Origin of the sequence: Streptococcus sp. 27098_8_82, assembly GCF_041431615.1 — a bacterium.
Classification (GTDB): domain Bacteria; phylum Bacillota; class Bacilli; order Lactobacillales; family Streptococcaceae; genus Streptococcus; species Streptococcus sanguinis_K.
Genome location: NZ_JAPVYB010000001.1, coordinates 354,287 through 376,391, shown reverse-complemented (window position 1 = coordinate 376,391; position 22,105 = coordinate 354,287). Strand labels below are relative to the sequence as shown.

The window sequence follows — 22,105 nt, the reverse complement described above, 5'->3', positions numbered from 1 at the left end:
TCCTTCTATTTTTCCTGTCTGCGGGCTTCGATGGCCTTGGCATGTCCCTGCAGGCCTTCTGCATAGGCCAGACTGGTAATATCCTTGTCAGCTGCCCCTACAGCAGCACGGCTGTACTGGGTGTACTGGATGCGCTTGATGAAGTCATAGACACCCAAAGCTGATGAAAAACGGCTGGTGCTGGTTGTCGGTAAAACGTGATTGGCTCCCGCATAGTAGTCACCAATTGGCTCACTGGTATAGTGTCCCAGAAAGACAGAGCCAGCATTTTCAACCTGATCCAGATAGCTGTAGGCATCATCCATGGCTATTTCCAAATGCTCAGGTGCCACCTGATTCATGAGCTCAAACATGGCTTTCTTAGAAGACGCAAGGATGATGCGGCCGTTGTTCTCAATCGAAGCACGTGCTATTTCCTTCCGCGGCAGCTCTTTGAGCTGTCTGTCCAGCTCTGCTTCGACTTGATCCGCCAACAATTCCGAGTCGGTCACCAGAATAGCCCGAGCTAGCTTGTCGTGCTCAGCTTGCGATAGAAGGTCGGCCGCCACATAGACTGGACTGGCTGAACGATCCGCAATGACTCCAATCTCCGAAGGCCCAGCAATCATGTCAATTCCCACGACACCATAAACCATCTTCTTGGCCGTAGCCACAAAGATATTGCCAGGTCCCGTTATCTTATCTACCTTGGGAATGGTCTCAGTTCCATAAGCCAGAGCTGCTACACCTTGGGCTCCGCCAATTTGGAAAATCCGATCCACACCAGCCAGCTTGGCTGCGACCAAAATCGCTGGGGTAAAATGCTCCTGGGGCGGTGTAATCATGATGATTTCTTTGACACCGGCAATCTTAGCTGGGATAACATTCATGAGGACGGAGGACGGATAGGCTGCGGTGCCGCCAGGTACATAGGTGCCGACCCGCTCAATCGGCCGAATCAACTGACCACGGACAACGCCCTCGCTGGGACTATCCTCAAAACCAGTCTCCAACTGCTGGCGGTGGTAGGATTCGATATTGGCTTGGGCATGTTTCAAGGCGGCCAAGACCTCTGGATCAATCTCCTCAAAAGCCTGATCAATCAGCTCCTGCCCAATCTCAAAATCTGTCACCTCAACCTTGTCAAAGAGCATGGTATAGTCTCTTAAAGCTTGGTCACCGTCCTGTTTGACCGTTTCTATAATCTCAGCCACCGCTTCTTCCACATCTAAGTTCTGCTGGCTGAGCTGCAGCTGCTCTTCGTATAAAATCCGTGAAATTTCTTCGTTACTTCCACTTAAACGCTTGATAATTATCATTTAAAAGCCACCTCTCTTCTTCCTACTAGGGATTCAAACTTTGCCACAAAAGGCATGATATCCGGGTTATTTTTCAGGGAAGCCTGATTGGCAATGAGCCGGGCAGACACCCGACAAATGTCTTCAAAAACCAGCAGGCCGTTAGCTGACAGGGTATGCCCCGTCTCCACAATATCAACAATGGCATCCGCCAAGCCCAGAACCGGTGAAATCTCCACGCTACCTTGGATGGAGATGATTTCCACATCTTCCCCCTTTTGATTAAAATAATCAGTCGCTACCGTTGGGTACTTGGTCGCAATTCGCTTGCGCTTGTGATCATGAGGATCATAGCTGGGCACTGAGGCTAGTGAAAATTTACAAAGGCCAAAGTTCAGATCCAGCAGCTCCAGATAGCCGGTCGGATGCTCAAAGAGAATATCCTTACCAACAATTCCCAAATCAGCGACTCCATGGCGCACATAGGTCGTCACATCAGGCCCTTTGACCAAGAGAAAGCGAAAGCGACCGTCTGGGCTTTCAAAAATCAAGCTGCGGCCCTTGTCTGCCATGAAGGACATATCAAAGCCAGCCTTGGTCAAGAGCTTGACCGTATCTTCCTCAATCCGCCCCTTGGTCAGGGCAATAGTAATCTGACTCATCTGCTATCACCTTCCTTTCCGCCCTCGTCCGGCAGGTCATCATGAATAGCCTGATAGACGCTATCAATATCTAAAGACCAGCCGATAGCTGTCAGCTCTGCTGCCCCGAAGCGCTTGAAAAGCTGATCATAGCGACCACCAGATAGAAAAGCATCTGGTACTCGGTCGCCAAAGACCTTGAAGGTCAGGCCGGTATAGTAAGGCATGGTCGCTACCTGCCCCAAGTCCATGGTCGTCTGATCCAGCAAGCCTGATAGACTCTGCAGAACCTGCTCCACATCATCTAGAGCCGTCAATATCTGCTCGTTGTCAACTATCTCTCTAGCTCTAGCTAAAACCTGTTGGCTAGGACCAAACAAATAGGGCAGCTCCTGCAAAAAATCATCAAATTCACTCGATCTGGTCTGGGTGAATTCAAAGAGTCCCGTCCTATTTTTCTTGCGAATATAATCTAGCAGCTGGGCCTCCTCCTGCGAATCCAAGGCCAGACTCTCTAGGATGGTCTGCAGGATTGCTGCATGGGAAAACTCGAATTGATAAGACTTAACCTGCGCTAAATCCAGCGACTGCTTGGCTGTCTTGATAGCCTCAAGCACCGCCTCGCGAGCTGGATAGCCGATAATCTCAATACCAGCTTGGCTGAGCTCGTTAGCAAGACCGCGCAGCTCTTCTTGATAGTGAAAGACCTTGCCTGAATAGGAAAACTTGGTCGGCGTATGCACCCTGGTCGAAGCAATGACCCGACCAATCTGGCTGGTCACATCAGGCCGTAGCACCAATAGCTCGCCTTTTTTATCGAAAAGATGATAATGATGGGGCTCCACATGGTCACTGAAGACCTCGAAGTGCTCCAAAGTCGGCGTGTCAATCCGATTGAAGCCCTGAGCCATCAGGAAATCACTGATGTCCCGCTCAATTTCATAAGTCACACGTGCCCTCTTGAAAAGCTTGTCATGCATGCCAATCGGAAGGGTGATTTTATTCATAGGCTGCTTTCCTTTCTTGCTCTATTCTTACACTGACTGGCTCTGAGTCAAACTCTCAGCTGCTGCAAATTTCCTTGATAGCTGCCAGAACTGTTTCCATCTCCTCTCGCCGTCCGATAGAGATACGCAAAAAGTCTTTGATTCGCTCTGCTTTTGGAAAATACCGCACATAAATCCGACGCTCCTCTAGCTTCTGGAAAAGCTCTTCTGCAGAGATTCTAGTAGGCTGGACTAGGACAAAGTTGGTCTGACTGGGCAGGACTTGGAAATCCAGCGCAGCCAATTCCCCAGCGAACCAATCTCGAGTCTCTTGAATGGCTCTGCCAGTTTCCCGATAATAATCCCAATCTTCCACTGCCGCAAGGGCTAATCGCTCTGCTAACATATCCACTGAGTAAGGATTGATGGAGTCCTTAACAGCTTTCATGACAGCTATTAAGTCTGGATGGCCGATGCCGTAGCCTACCCGCAGACCAGCCAAAGCCGCATCTTTGGAGAAGGTCCGTGTAATAAAGAGGTTGGGATAGGTGTCTAGAAGAGGCAGGGCAGATTGACCGCCAAAGTTAATGTAAGCCTCATCCACCACCACGACCACATCCTGATTGGACGCCAGAATTTCCTCCAACTGATCCAGCGGCAGATAAATCCCCGTCGGAGCATTGGGATTGGCTAGGATAATGCCGCCATTATCTCCAAAATAATCGGAGGGATGGACTTCAAAATCAGCTGTCAGAGGGATTTCTCGAAAAGGCACATGGTAGAGGTCTGCCCAGACCTTGTAAAAACCATAGGTCAAGTCCGGAAATAAGACCGACTCGCCTCTGTTAAAGAAGGCCAGGAAAGCCATGGACAAGATGTCGTCACTGCCGTTGCCAATAATGAGCTGATCGGGCGATACACCCAAGTTTGCCGCCAAAGCTTGACAGAGCTCCGCCTGATCCAAACTGGAATACTTGCGCAACTCCTGGGTATCAAAGTTCTGCAGGGCCTCTGCCACCTTAGGACTTGGTCCATAAGCATTTTCATTGGTATTGAGCTTAATCATGTCTGGCTCATTGGGCTGCTGCCCTGCTACATAAGGATTAATCTGCCTGAGACCTTTTAGCTTAACCATCTTGCCACCTCTTATCTTTTAGAACTTCTAATAAATGAAAGACGAAATTTACCGCTTTGCTAAAGGAAAATAGGGAATCTTCTGATTTAAATATAATAAAAAGCCCTCGCAAAAAAACTTTGCAAGGACGTTGACACGCGGTTCCACCTTTATTCGGACCCCAGTCGCCTGAGGACCCTCTGGGAGTACGAGACTCCAGATTGATAACGGCAATCAGCCGTCGGACACTAGTTTCAGACTGCTGACTGATTTCGCATCCGCGCTCAAGAATGTGTCGTCTAAGGATTGCATGCCGTCTCACCATTAGGCACTCTCTGTTTCTTGTCTTAGACTTTTTCTCTCATCGCTTTCAATTTATTGTTGAATATTCTACATGAATTTTTATTAAAAAGCAAGAGGAAAATTGAAAAAAATTAAATATTTTTTTCTTTCTAAATGAATTAACGTTCTTTCAGCATAGCACTAGACAAATCCAACAGATTAATCGCTGTTTCAAAATGCTCCCCCATCAGGTCATAGACAGCATCTTCGCTTAAGACGCCGCAAGCTATATTTTCAGGGAAATCCGGTCCATTCGAGAATTCTAAATCATCAAAAAATTCCTGACTGGTATAGTAGTCCCTCAGCTGGATATAATCTGACTGGCAGCGCTCCAGCTCAGCTAAAGCTTCCTGAGCACTTGCCAATACCTGAGAATATTTATTCAGGTGCTTTTCCATTTTTTGAATGCGTTCTAACTGTTCCACAGGCTTCCTTCCTTTCCAGACATGACAAGCTAATCAATCCACCTTAACTACCTGCAGCTGCTCACCGCCAAGCAGAATCAAATATTTTTCAATCTGCGAAATGCCATAAGAGCGGCTGAGAGCTTGAGCATATAAGTCTAGCTGGCTTCGGTAGCGAGCAATCAGCTCAGATGGCTCTTTGTATTTATTCGTCTTGTAGTCAAAGAGGATAATCCGGTCCTCAAAGAGCAGATAGCCATCCAAAATCCCCCGCAAAACAAACTCCTGACCGCTGTCCTCATCTTGCTTGAGCATGGCAAATGGTGCTTCTCGACAAACTCTATCACTGTTCTCAATCAAGAGTCGCCCCAAATCCGTCTCGAAGAAAGATGCAATCTTAGACAGCTGAATCTGCTTTTTGACTGCGTCATCAGCCTGAACCTGAGCCAAGGCAGAACGAAGTACAGCCATGCTAGGACTGCTATCCAAAGGAATACGCTGCATGAGTTCATGAACAGCACTGCCGACTTGAGCCCCAGTCACTTTGGCTTTCTTGCCAAAATCAGGCAACTCAAAGCTGGGCTGTGGCCGAAAAGATACTCGCTCATCCATGATGTCCAGTCCGTCCGTATCCATGATTGGTTCATAAAACTTCTTAATCTGGCTTGGAGTTCGTACACTAGGCAGCTCAATAGCAGAGCGATACTGACTATTCAGCTGATCCACTCTTTCTAAAATATCCAGAGCCCGACGGATATCATCCGACTGACGATTATCTGCCAAATCATCCGCTGGAAAGAGCACAGGTTCATTAATTCGCCCTATCTCTTCAGCAGTTAGCTCCTCATCAGTAACAAAACGAGTCTCGTAGGCAAGATTCTCATCAGAAAAAACAGCCTGAATGGCATAGAGCCAGTCTTGGAAATTGTTGAGTTGACTGCGCAGACCGGCAGACAAACGCCCTTGCTGGCTCTTGCCCCACTGACGCTTATCCAAGGCCTCTTGACTGCCCTTGCCGACCAGATAAAGCTTGGTTTCAGCCCGCGTCATGGCCACATAAAGCAAGCGCATCTGCTCAGACAGACTAGCCAACTGCAGCTCCCCTAGATTCTGCTGATAAGGCAGCGTATCCATGGAAATGCGCAGCTGATTCGGCGCATAGGGGTCTTCCACAGAAACGGACACATCCGCCACATACTTGATGCCGATTCCCTTGGTCCGGCTAAGGATAATAGCAGAGCTACTATCCTGACGGTTGAAGGCCTTGTCCATATTGAGCAGGAAGACGTATTTGAACTCCAGCCCCTTACTCTTATGAATGGTCATGAGACGAACGGCGTCCTTAGGCGCTGCCACTGGCACACTGGCTAGATCATGCTGATTTTCCAAGATACGGTCTATCATCCCAATAAAGCGAGACAAGCCTTTAAAGCTAGACTTTTCATACTCATTTGCCCGCAAAGAGAGGGCATAGAGATTGGCTTGTCTCTGGGCACCATTGACTAGAGTCCCCACCATGTCATAGTAGAAACGATCCTGATAAATCTTCCAAATCAAATCATACAGCGAATGCGTCTTGGAATAAGTCCGCCAGCTTTGTAGGGTCTCATGGAAATGCTGCAGCTTTTTCTGCAGTTCCTGGGTGACTAAAGCAGGGTTCAAACCTCTTCCTTCAAGGGCATTGAGCAATTTTTCATAAAGATTTTCTTGAGAACGTTCTTGACTGGCCTGCAAGGACAGCCGAGCTAGCTCGTCCTCACCAAAGTCAAACATGGGAGACTTGAGAAGGGCGGTCAGGGCATAGTCATTCAGCGGATTATTGATGGTCCGCAGGGTATCCAGCATAACCAATACCTCAACCGACTGCAGATAGTTTGCTGCGCCATCATCTGGTACCAGCGGAATCTGGTGCTGCTCAAAGGCAGCTAAAATCAAATCATTGCGGGTTCTGGAAGCTGTCAGCAGCGTAATATCTTTAAAAGCCACTCCTTCTTCATTGTGCAGGCGGATGATTTCCTTGATGACTAGGTCCACTTCCCCAGCTGATACTGCATGTGGCAAGCCTTCATCAGCCTCCTCTTCAGGACTCTCCTTGGTTCCTTCATAGATTAAGAAAGAAGCGCGGTTAGCTGGATTAGGCTCACGTTTAGCTGGATTGCCAGCCACCAGATAGTGGGTTTCATTGTAGTCAATTTCCCCGACTTCTTCATCCATCAGGCGTTTAAAAACATCATTGGTCGCTTCCAGCACCTCAAGATGACTACGGAAATTTTCCTTGAGGACGATTAGCTTGCCCTGACTGCTATCCTCTTGATAAGCCTTAAACTTATCACTAAAAATCTGCGGATCCGCTTGGCGAAAACGGTAGATAGACTGCTTGATATCACCCACCATAAAGCGATTTTGCCCTCTGGCAAGCAAGTCCAGCATGCGCTCCTGCGTGTGGTTGGTATCCTGATACTCATCCACCATGACCTCGTGGTAGCGTTCCTGATAAAAGCGACGCACCTCTGGGAATCTCTCTAAAATCTCAATAGCAAAATGGCTGATGTCACCAAATTCAAAGGCATTTTCTGCTTTCTTTCGCTCCAGGTAAGCCTGTGCAAAGTCCGCCACAAAATCCCGCAGAAGCTCAACTAGAGGCAGGCACTCAGCCTGGTGTTGCTCAATAAAGTCCAGTTGATAAAGCTGCTGGTCAAAGCTTCGCAGCCGCTCAATCATAGGCTTCCTGGCTTCATTGTAATCCTTGGCCATTTCTTTTTTGAGCTCGTCTGCATTCTTACCAATCCGAGCTGTAAAGGCCTGGCCATTGGACAGTTGAGAAAGTGCCACGATCTGCTTGAGAATCTGAGCGGTTTCGTCTATTGAGGACAGTTCATTCAGGCCTGCCAAGACGGTCAAAGCATCTTGGACATTTTCCTGATATTTAGCACCTGCAAATTCTCTTCCTTCATGCTCCAGATGGGCAGAAAAGAAAGCTTCCAGCTCCCAAAGGGCTGATTTGATTTGACCGAATACACACACTCTCTCTGCTGCAAAGTCGCTGTGCTCATAGCCATAGAGGAAGGTTTCTTCCAGCCAGCGCTGAGGACTGCTGGTTGACTGTAGAAAGCTGTAAATCCGATAAACTTGCTCCCGGAAACCTGATAAATCCTTGCGCTTACCAGTGAAATTCTTGACCAAACGGCTAAAAAAAGCCTGACGCTCGCTGTCATAGTAACGATCAAATACTTGGCTAAAGACTTCATTTTGCAGAATCAGCTGCTCACTGGCAGACTGGAGAATCCGAAAATTCGGTGCCAAACCAAGCAGGTAACCATAGCGACTAAGCACTTTCTGAGTAAAGGCGTCCATGGTACCGATGTCAGCATTGGGCAAGTCAGCTAATTGCTGGGCTAGATGTTGCTTGAGTTCAGGACTTTCAGCCTCTTTCAAGGCCTGACCCAGTTCCTTCTCCAGCCTCTCTTTGAGCTCTCCTGCCGCCTTGACGGTAAAGGTTGAAATAAAGAGCTGACTGACAGCAACACCTCTAAGAATCTGGTCTATGATTCGTTGGACCATGACAAAAGTCTTACCCGAGCCGGCCGATGCGGAGACTAGAATATTCTGGCCAGAGGAGTAGATAGCCTCAATCTGCTCTGCCGTCTTTTTCTGTGGCTTGTCCGAAGCAGCTTCTTGGGCTTGCTTAAGAGCAATCTCTTCCGCAGTTAAAAAAGGAATTTTCTTCATTTTTCCATCTCCTCCCTCATCTTTTCTAGCCAGGCCTGACGCAACTTCTCACCAGTCGGACGCCTATCAAACTTGCTTGCATCCAGCTTTTCTAATTGGCGTGCCTGTCCCAAGTGTAGATTGGCTTCAAAGCCTGTAATGGCCTTAAACTGCTCCACATAAGGTGCAATGCTTCGCCCATTCTCTGTATAAGGATTGACTGAAAAATGGCCTGATAGAATGCCTTCTGCAGCTTTTTTGTAGAGATAAGCATTATAGGCCAGCAGCAAGTCCAAGTCTTTCTGGCTCAGCAAGTTGGTCTTATTTTTCTCATAGAGCGGACCAAGCTCCTTGACAGCATCAGCCACAAAAAGCCCCTTGTACTGGAGTGGCTTCATAGACTGATTGACTGCATCCGACAAGGTCTTGGTATCTTTAAGCGCCACAATCGGATCGGTCATCTGCAAATACATGGCGCCAAAAGTTCCCTTATCCTCTTTATAGTCTGCTAACTCCTCAATCGCTGCCAGATAGGTCGGCAGCTGAGAATTCAGTCCATTAAAGAACTTTTCAAAGCTGAACTTAATATCGCCAGACTTATAGTCCACCACTCCCAAACTCTCTGTCTTGGTCAGACGGTCAATCCGGTCCACCTTACCGCTCACGGTCACTGCTCTGCCATTTTCCAAGATCAGGAAAGGCTTAGAAGCAGTTCCAAAGCCAGTCTCCTCGCCAATGGTCTCAATCCCGCTTGGATGAGCCAGCACCCGGCCGGTCGCCCGAGCCGTATCTAGCAAGAGTTGGCGCGCAAAACGGGTCTGACCTGACTCACTGTAGATACTCTCAAACTCGGCCTCCCGACTGGTTTCTTCCATAGCCTGCGCTAAACGCCGGTCAAAATCTGCAGACGAATCATCTTGCAGGACCTTTTCAATGATCCGATGGAGGAAAATCCCATGACTGCGAGCATCTGGATGAATGGTCCACTCTTCCTGCAGGCGCAGAACATACTTGAGAAAATAAGCATACTGATGCCGGAAATATTCGTTTAGAGCTGACGCTGAAAGTCGGAGAGGCTGTTCCCGAGGGTAGAGGGCTTGCAGAGTTTCCGGCTGCAGAGACTCCGTTTTCAGTTCCTTACTAATTTGCGGAATGCTGATGCCTTCTGCTGCTAATTTCTTGCGGAGAACCCGGACAGCCACCGCCCAAAAAGTCTGCTCCTCTGCTGTCCACTCTCGATCAATCTCCTCTTGGTGGAGCTCGATGATTTGAGACAAGAGAGCTCGGTAGCTGCCAATATCGTCACTAGAAGCCTGAGGCTTTTTGACAATGATGGGCAAGGAAAGTGGAGCGACAGTCAATTCCAGTAGATAGGTCGACATGCTGTCCTCTACTTCATTGACCAAGGCTGGTGCAGACAAGATCAGCTCTTTAGTAGCAGAATTCATCAGCGACAGAGCCGTATAGCGATTCTTCTTGAGATTTTCTGAGCTAGCAATCTGGAGTTCCGCCTGAGAATCCGTTGCGTCATTGAGCCGAGCCCTATCTTCATCACTGAGCAAACTCTTGTTTTGCACGATTTTCGGGAAACGCTCCTGAGTCAATCCAATCGCATAGACATAAGGAGCAGCTAAAGGCTCTATCAGATCATAAGACTGGACCTTGACCACATCTACCGTCGCTGGTACCGTCCGATAATTGGACAAAAGCATACCCGACAGAATCAAGGCAAGAAAATCATCCAGTTTGACCTTGCTATCTGCAAAAACCTGAGCAAACTGCTCTAAGACATGGCTGAAAGCCTTCCAGACTTCCTCATGGCGCTCCTGCTCCTGCTGACTTGCTCCCTGTAGCAGAGCCGTCAAATTATCAGACAAACGGGCTGCTTGGACGAAATCCGTAAACTTAGCTAAGAGCCCCGACGCCGTCTGGCTGCGGGATTTGAAAAAGTCTTGCAATGGAGACATAACCCGACGACGAATATGATTGAGACGGTCTAGGTCAAATTTCCCTTGGCTATTGGCCGTGAAATCCTTGGCTAGCTTGCCGGCTCCCTTAATGTCTGCAAAGCGCAGATATTGCTCAAAATGATCCAGCTCCTCTTGAGCCAAATCGCCATAGAGCCCCGTCTTTAAGAGATTGAGCAGGTCTTCCAGTTGGAAATTATAACGTTTGAGCCGCTCCAAGGACTCGACAAACTGAACTAGCGGATGCTGGGCCATTGACTCGCTCCGCCCCAGATAGTAGGGAATCTGATAGTGGTCAAAAATGGTCTTGAGCTGAAGCTGATAGGCTTCCACATCTCCCAAAAGCAGACGAATATCCTTATAGCGCACACCATCATGAACCCGCTGCCGGATGGACTTAGCCACATACTCCAGCTCTTCTTTCTGGTTCATAGTAGCCCAAATCTGAAGCTGTGAGCGGTCAGTCTCACTAACTTCAACAGCCGGCTCTGAAAAGTCATAGCGACTCTCCAAGACCTTAGAAATCCGTCCAAAGGCATCTTCTGCTTCCGCATGAGGTATATAGTCAGGCTTGACCTGATAATCCTCGGCCAGCTTTCTCAAAAAATCCACGCTGGCTTGATAGAGATTGCCCTCACGAAAGGCCGCTCGATAGGCTTTTTGGCTGGCATAGGTCCCGATAACAATCTCCACACCTTTTCGATGGAGGAGACCGACTAAGTATTCCTCTTCGGCAGAAAAACGAGTAAAGCCATCGATAACCAGGGCCAAATCTGCCAGCTCCTCATCTGTGTCGCCAGCTAGAATATGCTGAGCAAAAGCCGCAATCTGAGAAGACGAATCAAAATCACCCTCATTCAGAGCAGCAGTTACCGCTGTAAAAATCTTGACCAGATCCTCCCGCTTCTCAGGCTCCTCAAGAAATTCCAAATCTGCAAAGGACATCTGGGCCGTCTGCAATTCATGGTAAAGATCCATCAGTTGCTGGATAAACTGGGAATCCTTCTTAATCCTGCCATAGACCTTAAGCTCTCCATCATCTAGCTCTGTCAAGGTCCGATAAATCAGCATTCCCAGACCAATATCATCCAAACTCTGCCCTTGCCGAACATCATTGAGGACAAAGTACCGAGCCATCTGGGCAAAGCGCGTCACCGTAATGGCAAAGGAAGCCTTGTTCTCTAGGCACTCCAAAACCGCCCGCTCCTTCTCAAAAGAAAGCGAATTAGGCGCAATATAAAAGACTCGCTTACCAGCCGCCACCAAGCTCTCAGCCTCAGCCACCAAAACCTTGGTCAAAGAATGGCGAATATCTGTATAAAGTAATTTCATAGCCTGCCTTTTCCTCTAGAAAATATAGGAACATTATACCATTTTTGCCAATAATTCTCATGGAGAATAGTCCCAAGGCCCAATTAGAACTCAACGTCCAAATAGAGCTTTAATAACTAGCCTCATCATGTCCATAAAAAACGAAAAAGCCACTGCTTCCAGTGACTTCCTAAAGAATCTCACTTCTTTCAAAGTAAGAGTTCATTTGATTTTATGATTATTCATCTTTTCTTCAAAAATGCTTGTCATAATCACGCGCAATTCTTCTCTTTCCTCGTCAGGAAGTTCGCCTTGCTGCTTAGCGACAGCGTATAGTTCAGGATATTGCTTAGCAACTCGCTCAACGGTCTTGGTCGTCGCATGACCTCTCACGAAGAAAGGAATCCTCTTAATCCATTCCTCAGGCACGAGTGCCAGAATCTTTTTAGCAGCTTCCTTATCGGAAATTTCTGCAATGCTGAGCCCTTGATTGATTTGCTCCTGTTCCTTTTCAGTAAAATCTTTTAATTCCATACGCTAAATCTCCCAGTTCTATTTTCTTAATACTAACTGAAGCACACTACTTACCCTCTACCCACTTATCGTTGTCCATGATAAAAGGTTTGGCCAAACCTTCCCCTGTATAGTCTTTATACTTGGTCTGCAAATACTTATAGCAGTCTTCTTTGCTGGCAAATTTAATCGCCTGATAAGGCTCTTCAAAGGTCAGCTTTTCGATAAATAAATATCCGTCTTTATCTGGAACCAAGACGCCGACATGCCCGACAAAGAGAGAGTCGCCGTCAAGATTGTCGTGGACTATGACAGAAAGCATCCTCGCCTTTTCGCTAAACTTGAACTGTTTGAAGTATTCCTCCATTTTCTTAGCATGGACTTTTACATCTTGAGTCGCTTCAGTCTTGACTCTTGAGAATAGGATATTAAAATCTTCCTTATCCTTGGCATCAAAGAGCTTGCCCTTGTCAATCGAATCATTATCTATGAACAAGAGTTCGTCATCTTTTTCTATTTGAGGAATTTCAATGCTATTTTTCAGCAAAGTGTAAGTATTAATCCGGCAATTTGTCCCAATAAAATCGCCCTTTTTTGCCTGCCATAGAGGATTGATTTTTTCTACATCATATTCGGTTTTGGTAAATTTAGTGAAATCACCTGTCAATCCAGTAGAGCCAACAAGTCCATTGTAGTCATTGACTAGATTGACAAAGTTATCGACACTGTCTTTATCCAAGTTGGCAGCCAACAAACTCTTAACTTCTTCGACACTCTTTTTACTGTTTAGATTTGAATAAGTCGATGTAGTTTGACTTGTTTGATTATTTTTCTGCGAACTAGCACATGCTGCCATCCCCAAAGCTAAAGCTAGGCAGGCGCAGGACATGATTATTTTGCTGTATTTCTTCATTCTTATTTCTCTCTAATTCTTGTCTTCTGCAGACTATTTTGCTTTACAATTTTTCTGATGAGCCTTCAACTTTTTCATGGCCCAGTCATAATGGCTGGAAGTAGCACTTACAAAATAGGAACCTAGTACAGTCCCTCCGACCCATTTATAGACATTTTTTGAAAATAATTCTTCATTTGTAAATGTGTCTGCCAACTTCAAAACATCTTGATGTGACTGATGAAAGATCTCAGTTGCCTCTTTTAGAGAAGTCTTTTGATGCTTCTTCCAAAATTCCAGATTCAACTCTCCATAAGTCTTCCAGTTATAGGGCGCAGGAAGAAAGGGCTGCTCTTGCCCCTTTTGATTGGAATGCACCCAATTCAACAAGAGCTGATGCCATTCATAGAGGTGAATCAAAACATCTCTTACATTTTTATCTCGTCTCCAATGGGCCTCCTTCTTCTTTTCATCCCGAGAAAAATCAAAAGGGGTATTTAACTCTTGATCAGACAATTTGGAAATGAGAGTTTGCAACTTCTCAAAGTTTTCCTTAGCAGCTAGCATCAACTCTTCTTTAGTTTTCGGTCTAGGCATAAGATTGAACTCCTTTACGTAATTAAAGCTTAATCGTTATCATTACGAAACGAATGTTCAGAAACCCATTTTGAGTAGCTTTTTAAATTTTGCTCCGACAGTGATTCAACCGCTATTCTTACACACATTTCAACCGCTTCTTCAAGCGTAACAGAAAAATGATAACCGTTTAATCGTAAAAATTTTACTAAAACATAAAAAGCCGTTCGTTTATTAGCACTAGCAAAAACATGCTTTTTTATCAATTGAACAAATAAAATTGTCGCCTTATCAAAGATTGATGGATAAAGAGGTTTCCCAAAAACAAACTGTTCAGGTAAGTTCACAATCATATTTAGTGCTGATGGACTAATCGTCTTGATTTGTTCTTTCGGAGAATAGCGCTGAATAACTAAAGTATTAATCTTTGCAATTTGCTTTTCTGTTAAATAGACTGTCATTTTTCCACCAAAGCTTTAAAAATATCATCGTATTCATCAAAAATATTATCTAAATCCAATTCAAAAGATTCGTCAGAAATATAAGTAACCTGATTTTCAGTCTTTTCTGGAGTAAAGACAATTTCGCCACTCGGTAACAATTTAGCATCGTAATGCACGCCACTCGGAATATTAAATTCACTTGGAATCGTTATTGTTATAGAATTCCCTTGTTTTCTAGTTTTTACTGCCATCTTGCTTCCTCCTTAGGGATATTATAACAGATAATTACAGTAATTACAAAATAGAATAATCTTTCGACTTCTCTTATCTTATTTGGAATACATCATGGGATTAAGATATTCGCTAAACACATCTCAAATGTTAGACTCATCACAGTAAACTACAAATCCCTTTGGTAAGATGACAAGTTGTTGGTCATCAGTTTGGCAATGGCTCACCAAATCAGCTGAATCTCTGTCTAAGAGATAATTTACTTTGGACTGATTAAAAATGGCTCGGATTGCTTGATGATCATATCCCCACTCTAAAGCCAGCACATCAGGAGCGATTTCTTCTAGGGTAAATTTCCCATGCTGAATAATGTCCGCAACATCCTTGCGAAGCTGAATTAAATTCTTCATAAAATTGAGCATGTCATTGCTACTAGAAACCCGTTCCCAAGGCATAACCCGTCTACAATCCGGATCCATACCTCCACCCAATTCTAGCTCGGTCCCATAATAGATACAAGGCGTACCCCTTTGTAAAAAGAGAAAGGCGAGTGCGGATTTGACAAGCTGGATATCACCTTGAGCTGTCGCCAAAATGCGCTCTGTATCATGCGAATCCAAGAGATTAAACATAACCTCAGAAATCTGCTGCTTGTAATACATGGACTGGCAGTTAATCTCAGATATGAATTGACTGATCTTCTTGCTCCTGCTCAAAAAGTAGTCCTTGATACTATCCGATAGAGGATAGTTCATAACCGCGTGAAACTCATCTCCATTTAACCAAGGCTGAGAGGTATGCCAAACCTCTCCAAGAATATAAAGGTCAGGCTTTTTGGCCAAAACAGCCTTCCGAAAATCACGCCAAAATTGGTGATCAACCTCATTGGCCACATCCAGCCGCCAAGCATCAATATCAAAATGTTCAATCCAATAGGTCGCAACGCTTAAGAGATAGTCTTTCACCTCGGGATTTGCCGTATTTAACTTAGGCATATAGCTGGCAAAGGCAAAGGTATGATAAGGCAGTTCTTTGGGATTCACAAGCTTGTCATTCGTCACTGGGAACTCCTGAATGTGGAACCAGTCTTTGTAAGCTGACTTTTCACCATGCTTGAGAACATCCTGCCATTGAGCGGATTGATCGCCCATATGATTGAAAACCGCGTCCAGCATGACCTTCATCCCACGCAAATGAGCTTGCTCCACCAGTTGACGGAAAATCTCTTTGTCCCCAAAGTGTCGATCAACTTCAAAGTAATCCGTTGTATTGTACTTGTGATTACTTGGAGATTCAAAGATGGGACAGAGGTAAAGCCCTGTAATGCCCAAGTCTTGCAAATAATCCAGATGCTCAATAATCCCCTGTAAATCCCCACCAAAGAAATCACTACTTTTAGGTCTGATAGACGAATCCCAATCTAGAGCTCCTTCTGGTGAAATTCCAACATTTCCATTGGCAAAACGTTCTGGGAAAATCTGATACCAGACCGTTTTTGAAACCCAATCAGGAACCTGGCAGCCATCAATTTCGTGAATATAAGGGAGTTTAAAACCATTGCCCTCTAAAACAAGGTTTTCTGGACTATTGTCAGCGAAGCCTTTATCTCCATATAAGATGCTTTGACCTACTTTATCCTTAAGCTCAAACAGATACTGGAGCCTAGCAAAGCGCACAGAGACAGCTACTTGCCAATAATCAAATAAGGCATCAGAGGTCACCTTGACCATCTCTTTTACATCTTCATAAGAATCCTCAAGAAAAACAAAGGGATCCCCATAGTGCAAAACGATTTTCTCTATATCTTCTTTCTTAGTCCTAATTCTGATATGCACTTGACCTTCTTTATAAAGATAGGCATACTCCGACTCCGGTCTATGATAAATGGCTGTTAATTCCATACTTTTCATCTCCTAGATTTCACTTTTTAAACTCATCGTGATTCTATGCAAACGATTCCATAGCTTAGCCCTAGTATACTATTTTAAAAAAATGATTGCAAGCTATTGTTCAAGTTTGGGAATAAAAGGTATAGTGGGAAATATTAAAAAGCCTTGAGGACAAGGCTTAATATTAGTTTCTATCTTGAGATTTCATTTAATTGTTTTCTTTTTCCAAATTGATATTCCAATGTTTAAATTATTCAGTATTATTCTTGTTCTTATACCAACTTGGGACTAATTGGTTCATATAATCATACCATTCTAAAATTTCCTTAGCCTGATTTTGCATTACTGATACTTCTTCATCTCCATAAGGAATAGCCCATGGAAGAGCTCCAATTAAGTTACTTAGAATGTAAACGGCAAGAAGTTTCCAAAATAAATCTGGAACCTTGTCGTCAAAATATCCATCTATCATACCTGATGCAAAGGAGGGAGATACTTGAGCTGACCACACAATACGATTGAACTCCTCCCAAGGATCTCCAAAGTCAAAACGATCAAAGTCAATCACATAAATCTCACGATCTTCTCCAATCATGAAATTCCCAATATGATAATCTCCATGTTGGAAAACTTGGGGTCTATTCTCTAGCAGTTCACGGTTTTCGTTCAAAAAATCAATGAAGACCTGCCCACTTTCATATTGGACGGGACATTCTTTGTATTTGGAGATTTTATCATCAATTTTTCGATTAAAAAAGATTTCCCAGTCTTCACAAACTTCTGTAGCAGGAATTTTATGAATCTTTTTAAGTATCCTTCCTGTTTCTATCCCGTATGTGTATTGTTGGTTTTCTGAATAAGTTAAAATGGTATCTATTGCATCTTTTCCGTCTATCCACTCGTGTATAGAATGTACTTCGTCGCCACAGAGTTCAAATTTAATCGGTTTACTCATACGAACTCCAAGAGAAGCAACTTTCTCCATTATATCAAATTCAATTTTCTTAGAATCTAACTTCTCTTTATCAGAAACACGCAATAAATATTTTTGATTGTTCTGGTGGTTTGTAACACAATATTTTTTATCATCTGACCAACCTTTATTTATAGCTATCTTACTAATAAAATCCATCAATAACTCCTCGATTAACTTTACAACATTACTATATAGTTCAAACTCTAATTCAAGAAAATCACTTTATTTTTTAAAGCTTTTAAAATTATTCAGTCGTTCATTAAGTTCTTCAACATAATCTTCGTTTGGCATTTTTGTACTAATATTTTAAAATCTCTCCAGTTTTATCACCTTATCATAGCGCTTCAAGTCCTCATCGCTATAGTGATGAATCACTTCTACGACTGCTTGTGGGAGGGAGAAAAGGAGTTGACTGATTTTCACTTGGTTTTTAAGATCCAGATTGGCCTTGACCTCATCAGCCAGGATAAATTGGCGATTGTGATAGAGCGCTCGGGCAATTTCTAACCGCTGCTTCTCACCGCCTGACAGGGTTTGGTTGCTTGGTGTTTTGCCTTGGAGTGCTTTCAAACCGGTTTGCTGCAGAATCTCTTCTATCCTTACAGAATCCAATTCTTGTCCCAAAGCGATATTTTCCTCTAGTGTCAATCCATCAAAGACATGACTGGACTGGAGAATGTAGGCTCCTGCCTGATAGATTTCATCCGAGTTTAGCTCTTGTCCGTGATAGTGGATCCGACCTTGACTAGGCTTGATTTCTCCATAAATGAGGTTCAGTAAGGTTGTTTTTCCTGATCCGCTTTCTCCGATAATGGCAATTTTTTCCCCTTCCTCAATAGTAAGGTCACAAGGGGCTAGGATTTCTTGACCATCACGCTCTACGCTGACTTGCTCTAATTGAATAGGAAAGACGGAACCTTCAAGAACAAAAGGCATTTTCAACTCCTCTCCCAGCAATTTTTGATATTTATCACAGAGAGACTTGGCTGATTTTCTAGTATTGATAAAGTAAGATAACTCCTGAAATTGGTAGCCGATATTATGCGATACTAGATAAATCCCTACAAAGCTGGCTGCAGATAGGTAGTTATAATAGGTCATGAAACCACCAATGACAATAGGCGCGACCGAGCAAAAGGCATCAATCCCATTGATAAAGAGACTGTTTAAAGTCCGTTGCTTTTCATAGGCAATTTCTTGCTCTAAAGCCTTATGCAAATCTTTGGAAAACAGTTTGTAAAACAAGTTTTGTCCCCGATAATGCCGTATGAAACGAGCACCCGCAATCATGTTGGTCACTTGAGAGACGTAGCCTTGGTTAGCCATGGACTTCTGCTTAGTAATCGTATCCAAGCGTTTGGAACCAATCCCACTACAAAGAACCGGTATCGAATAAAAAATGATAAAGAGCAAGCCTAGATAAAAATTTGTCCAGAGTGCATAGCAGATGGAGACGGTTGTAAATCCCAAAGAAGAAATGATAATGACAGTCGGCTCAATATAGTTATCTTCTAGCTGTTTCACATCATTTTCCAGGTCGGACAAAACCTCTTCATCCGCTATCCGACGGCTATATAAGAAAGTATGAAAGATAGCCTGCTTGATCCCCGACTTAAAGTCCGTCAGCACTCGTGCATAGTAATAGCGTTTCCCCGCTAAACCCAGCAAGAGAATCAAATTCCCCACAATCCCCCAAGTCAAGACCTGCCACAGCAAATACAACTGGTGATTGGTAAAACTAGAGACAATATACTGAATTAAAGCTGGTGTAATGACAGCCTCCAGCCAAGTAATCATAATCGCCACAAAATAGAAGAATAAATACTTTTTAGTCACATAGGATCTAAGCATAGCGTATAAACCTCCTGAAGTTATTTACCAACTTAGATAGTCGTTTTTTTCTTTAGACGGGGATATAAGAACTTAAAATTTCTTTCGCCAAAAGATTCCTAGGCTTTCACAAGCAGCGATACCGCCTCAACATGATGCGTCTGCGGAACTCAAAAGGTTTGGGGAACCTTTTGAGGATTAGCTACGTTTCACTAACAAGCTTACACACTCGACATGGTGCGTTTGAGGAAACAAATCTACAGGCTGGACTTTCTTCAACTCATATCCTAATTCTTGATAGAGTTTGATATCACGCGCCATGGTGGCGACATTGCAGGAGATATAAGTGATTTTCTTGGGCTCCATGCTAACGCTGGCTTTGATGAAGCTCTCGGTCAGGCCTTTTCGTGGTGGATCAACTAGGATAACATCCGCTTGGATGCCCTCTTTAAGCCAGTTTTGGATGGCTTCTTCAGCAGGGGCGCAGACATAGCTGGCGTTGGTAATTCCATTGATTGCCGCATTCTTTCGGCTATTTTCGACAGCTTCAGGAATCACTTCCACACCATAGACTTGCTTGACCTGCTTGGCAACTGATAGACCGATAGTCCCGATGCCAGAGTAGGCGTCAAGCACCACATCGTCAGAGGTCAGTTCGGAAAAGTCAATGGCTGTCTGATAGAGTTTTTCTGCCATCTCGGTATTGACCTGGTAAAAGGCAGGCGCAGCAATCTGGAAGCTATTTCCCAGCATCTGGTCGGTGATGTAGTTTTGGCCATAAAGCGTTCGCCAGTCTTTTCCAAAAATCGCATTGCCGGGCTGGTCGTTGATATTCTGCATGATGGATTTGATAGCTGGGAATGCTTCTGTCAAGCGCTCCATCAACTGCTCCACTCGAAAAATTTTAGGTCGGGTTGTGACCAGAATTACCATAATTTCCCCTGAATAATGGCCACGGCGAACAACTAGATTGCGAATGAGTCCTGTCTTTTCTTGCTCATCGTAAGGTTTGAGGTCAAAACGACGTAGCAAGTTGCGTGTAAAGAGGATAACCTGGTCAATGACTGGATCCTGAATATAAAAATCTTCAATCGGCAGGAGGTCATGGGAATTTTTCCGGAAAAATCCTGTTTCCAGCTGGCCATTGACACGGCGGACAGGCACTTGAGCCTTATTGCGGTAACCTAGCGGCTGCTCCATACCAAGTGTCGGCGGCACCTCTACATCAGACAAACCAGCAATCTTATAAAGACTGTCCTTGACTTGTTTACGTTTGAAGTCCAGTTGGGCTGGATAGTTCAGATGCCCCAAGTCAGCAATCCCAGTACGCAGATAGGCCATATCAAGATTTTCATTACGCTGGTCTGAGGTACGGAGAAATTCCTCCACCTTGCCAAAGCCAATTTTTTTGTTGACCTTGAGAACACGCATGCGGATGAGCTCACCCGGCAGGGCATTTTCCACAAAGAAAACCAGGCCTTCTGCCTTGGCCACCCCTGCTCCCTCGTGACTCAGATCCACGATTTCAACTTCAATCATATCATTCTTTTTTAACATATTTTCTCTTTCTGCTTTATCGCTCTGCCATTTCCCAAAAGAAAAGGCAGAACATCGTCCTACCTTTCATTATATCATATATCTTATCTGAGACCCATTTGCTGCAGTCTTTCTTTATAGGCTTCAAAGTCAATCAAGAGCCCTTGGCCACCGTACATGTCATAGGTATCAACCCAGTCGCCATTTTCCGGAATTGTCAGGCGCTCAACCCCGTTGCGGGAATCTCCAGCCATAGAGAGACCATTGGTCAAAAGGAAGCTGTAAGGCACATTGGTCGAAGTCAAGGCAAAGACCTTACCAAGAGCCTCTGATCCAGTAAAAAGCTTAGTCGGATCCTTGACCTGTTGGAAGACAGCCGTCAAAACTTCCTGCTGGCGGCGGGTCCGGCCAAAGTCGCCCTCATCATCCTTACGGAAGCGAGCGTAGTTGAGCAAGGTCCGACCGTCCATCTGCTGCTGACCAACCTTGATTGTTTGATTAGGCACCACACCGTCCTTCATGTTCAGGTCATCTGGCACCTCAACTTCAGTCACTTTCTCCCCATCGATCGTTGAGAACTGGGCATTCATGCTGACGCCATTTGGGAAAAGGGTGTCAATAGCTGTCGCAAAGGTCTGGAAATCCACTAGTGCATAATATTTGATGTCCAAATCGAAGTTATCTTTGAGCATCTGGCGGACATAGTCTGCACCGCGGTTGTGGTTTTGCTCCCCAATCGTATAGGCAGAATTGAGCTTTTGGTCATAGTAATCTGCCTGCGACGGATCCGTGTACTCATTGCTGACGCCGTCAATGTGAATAAGAGTATCACGCATAAAGCTGACCAATTTCACCTTGTGGTCCTTATTCCCAACATTCAAGACCATAATAGAGTCGGTCCGCGTCTCAGTCGAGTCGTCACCAACCCGGCCATCTGTTCCGAGAATGAGGATATTCACTCCGTCCTTAGTATCCTTACCGTCAAAGAATTCCGTTTCTGCTGGCTTAGAATTACCAGTGTGAGCTGTCGTCAAGCCTTTGACAAACATGAAAATCATGCCCCCTAAGACCATCAGCAGGAAAATCCCTGCCCAAAGCAGAATCCGTTTCAAGCGGATTTTTTTGCGGGGTTTTTTAGGCTTGTCTTGTCCAAGACTAGCTTCTGCCAGAGCTTCTGACGCCTTTTTTTGCCTTCTGCTGCGAGAAGAACGCTCAGGATACTTGGGCAAGAGGCCAGAAGAATCCATTTCAACTGGCTCTTGCTCATAGGCGTCACTAACTGTATGCGGCTGCTCTTCATGGTCAGGCACACTGGCTGAATTGCCAATCCCCTTGGACTTCTGACGCAGATAGTCAAATTCTTTCTTTTCTTTATCGTTTAGATAATAATAATTTTTGTAGAGATAATCTAAGCGGAGCTGTTCATGATGGCTAAGATTTTCTGGTTTCTTCATCTCTTCTCCAATCTA

General features: G+C 44.7%; 17 protein-coding genes. All 17 read right to left on the bottom strand.

Annotated features, from left to right (window positions below; all coding sequences use genetic code 11):
• Positions 1 to 5 precede the first annotated feature (5 nt).
• The 17 genes from hisD to O3627_RS01750 all read right to left on the bottom strand — a co-directional run bounded on the left by hisD (position 6) and on the right by O3627_RS01750 (position 22,090).
• Positions 6 to 1,298, bottom strand: coding sequence for a histidinol dehydrogenase (hisD, locus tag O3627_RS01830; protein WP_125382441.1), 1,293 nt, complete (start codon positions 1,296 to 1,298; stop codon positions 6 to 8).
• The gene (hisG, locus tag O3627_RS01825) at positions 1,295 to 1,939 is read right to left on the bottom strand and encodes an ATP phosphoribosyltransferase (RefSeq protein WP_125382443.1); all 645 of its coding nucleotides are present in this window, start codon (positions 1,937 to 1,939) and stop codon (positions 1,295 to 1,297) included. The genes hisD and hisG overlap by 4 nt, the downstream gene beginning before the upstream one ends.
• Entirely contained in the window at positions 1,936 to 2,925 is a 990-nt protein-coding gene (locus O3627_RS01820) for an ATP phosphoribosyltransferase regulatory subunit (protein WP_125382445.1), read from the bottom strand. Before O3627_RS01820 ends, hisG begins: the two co-directional genes overlap by 4 nt.
• A gap of 55 nt (positions 2,926 to 2,980) precedes the next feature.
• On the bottom strand, positions 2,981 to 4,039 hold the full coding sequence (gene hisC / locus O3627_RS01815; RefSeq protein WP_125382446.1) for a histidinol-phosphate transaminase: 1,059 nt from the start codon (positions 4,037 to 4,039) through the stop codon (positions 2,981 to 2,983).
• Between the two features lie 440 nt (positions 4,040 to 4,479).
• Positions 4,480 to 4,785: a DUF4298 domain-containing protein gene (locus tag O3627_RS01810; protein WP_125382448.1), complete on the bottom strand. Its 306-nt coding sequence runs from the start codon at positions 4,783 to 4,785 to the stop codon at positions 4,480 to 4,482.
• Positions 4,786 to 4,818: 33 nt separating this feature from the next.
• Positions 4,819 to 8,493: a helicase-exonuclease AddAB subunit AddA gene (gene addA, locus O3627_RS01805; protein WP_343091811.1), complete on the bottom strand. Its 3,675-nt coding sequence runs from the start codon at positions 8,491 to 8,493 to the stop codon at positions 4,819 to 4,821.
• The gene (rexB, locus tag O3627_RS01800; RefSeq protein ID WP_343091812.1) at positions 8,490 to 11,771 is read right to left on the bottom strand and encodes an ATP-dependent nuclease subunit B; all 3,282 of its coding nucleotides are present in this window, start codon (positions 11,769 to 11,771) and stop codon (positions 8,490 to 8,492) included. The genes addA and rexB overlap by 4 nt, the downstream gene beginning before the upstream one ends.
• Before the next feature lie 201 nt (positions 11,772 to 11,972).
• A complete protein-coding gene (locus O3627_RS01795) occupies positions 11,973 to 12,284 on the bottom strand; it encodes a hypothetical protein (protein WP_125382451.1) in 312 nt (103 codons plus the stop codon).
• A 46-nt stretch (positions 12,285 to 12,330) separates the two neighbouring features.
• Complete coding sequence (locus O3627_RS01790) at positions 12,331 to 13,176, bottom strand: DUF4300 family protein (protein WP_125382452.1); 846 nt, start codon at positions 13,174 to 13,176, stop codon at positions 12,331 to 12,333.
• Between the two features lie 33 nt (positions 13,177 to 13,209).
• Positions 13,210 to 13,752 carry a ClbS/DfsB family four-helix bundle protein gene (locus tag O3627_RS01785; RefSeq protein WP_125382454.1) on the bottom strand — a complete coding sequence of 181 codons (543 nt, stop codon included), beginning with the start codon at positions 13,750 to 13,752 and terminating at the stop codon, positions 13,210 to 13,212.
• 29 nt (positions 13,753 to 13,781) lie between these two features.
• Positions 13,782 to 14,192, bottom strand: coding sequence for a type II toxin-antitoxin system death-on-curing family toxin (locus O3627_RS01780; protein ID WP_125382456.1), 411 nt, complete (start codon positions 14,190 to 14,192; stop codon positions 13,782 to 13,784).
• Positions 14,189 to 14,425 carry an AbrB family transcriptional regulator gene (locus O3627_RS01775; protein ID WP_002897305.1) on the bottom strand — a complete coding sequence of 79 codons (237 nt, stop codon included), beginning with the start codon at positions 14,423 to 14,425 and terminating at the stop codon, positions 14,189 to 14,191. The genes O3627_RS01780 and O3627_RS01775 overlap by 4 nt, the downstream gene beginning before the upstream one ends.
• Positions 14,426 to 14,548: 123 nt before the next feature.
• Complete coding sequence (locus O3627_RS01770) at positions 14,549 to 16,306, bottom strand: glycoside hydrolase family 13 protein (protein WP_185756117.1); 1,758 nt, start codon at positions 16,304 to 16,306, stop codon at positions 14,549 to 14,551.
• Between the two features lie 238 nt (positions 16,307 to 16,544).
• The gene (locus tag O3627_RS01765) at positions 16,545 to 17,426 is read right to left on the bottom strand and encodes an aminoglycoside phosphotransferase family protein (RefSeq protein ID WP_002904760.1); all 882 of its coding nucleotides are present in this window, start codon (positions 17,424 to 17,426) and stop codon (positions 16,545 to 16,547) included.
• Positions 17,427 to 17,576: 150 nt separating this feature from the next.
• A complete protein-coding gene (locus O3627_RS01760) occupies positions 17,577 to 19,121 on the bottom strand; it encodes an ABC transporter ATP-binding protein (RefSeq protein WP_343091813.1) in 1,545 nt (514 codons plus the stop codon).
• A 177-nt stretch (positions 19,122 to 19,298) separates the two neighbouring features.
• The gene (gene rlmD, locus O3627_RS01755; RefSeq protein ID WP_125382460.1) at positions 19,299 to 20,657 is read right to left on the bottom strand and encodes a 23S rRNA (uracil(1939)-C(5))-methyltransferase RlmD; all 1,359 of its coding nucleotides are present in this window, start codon (positions 20,655 to 20,657) and stop codon (positions 19,299 to 19,301) included.
• An 83-nt stretch (positions 20,658 to 20,740) separates the two neighbouring features.
• The gene (locus O3627_RS01750) at positions 20,741 to 22,090 is read right to left on the bottom strand and encodes an LCP family protein (RefSeq protein ID WP_343091899.1); all 1,350 of its coding nucleotides are present in this window, start codon (positions 22,088 to 22,090) and stop codon (positions 20,741 to 20,743) included.
• Between the last annotated feature and the right edge of the window lie 15 nt (positions 22,091 to 22,105).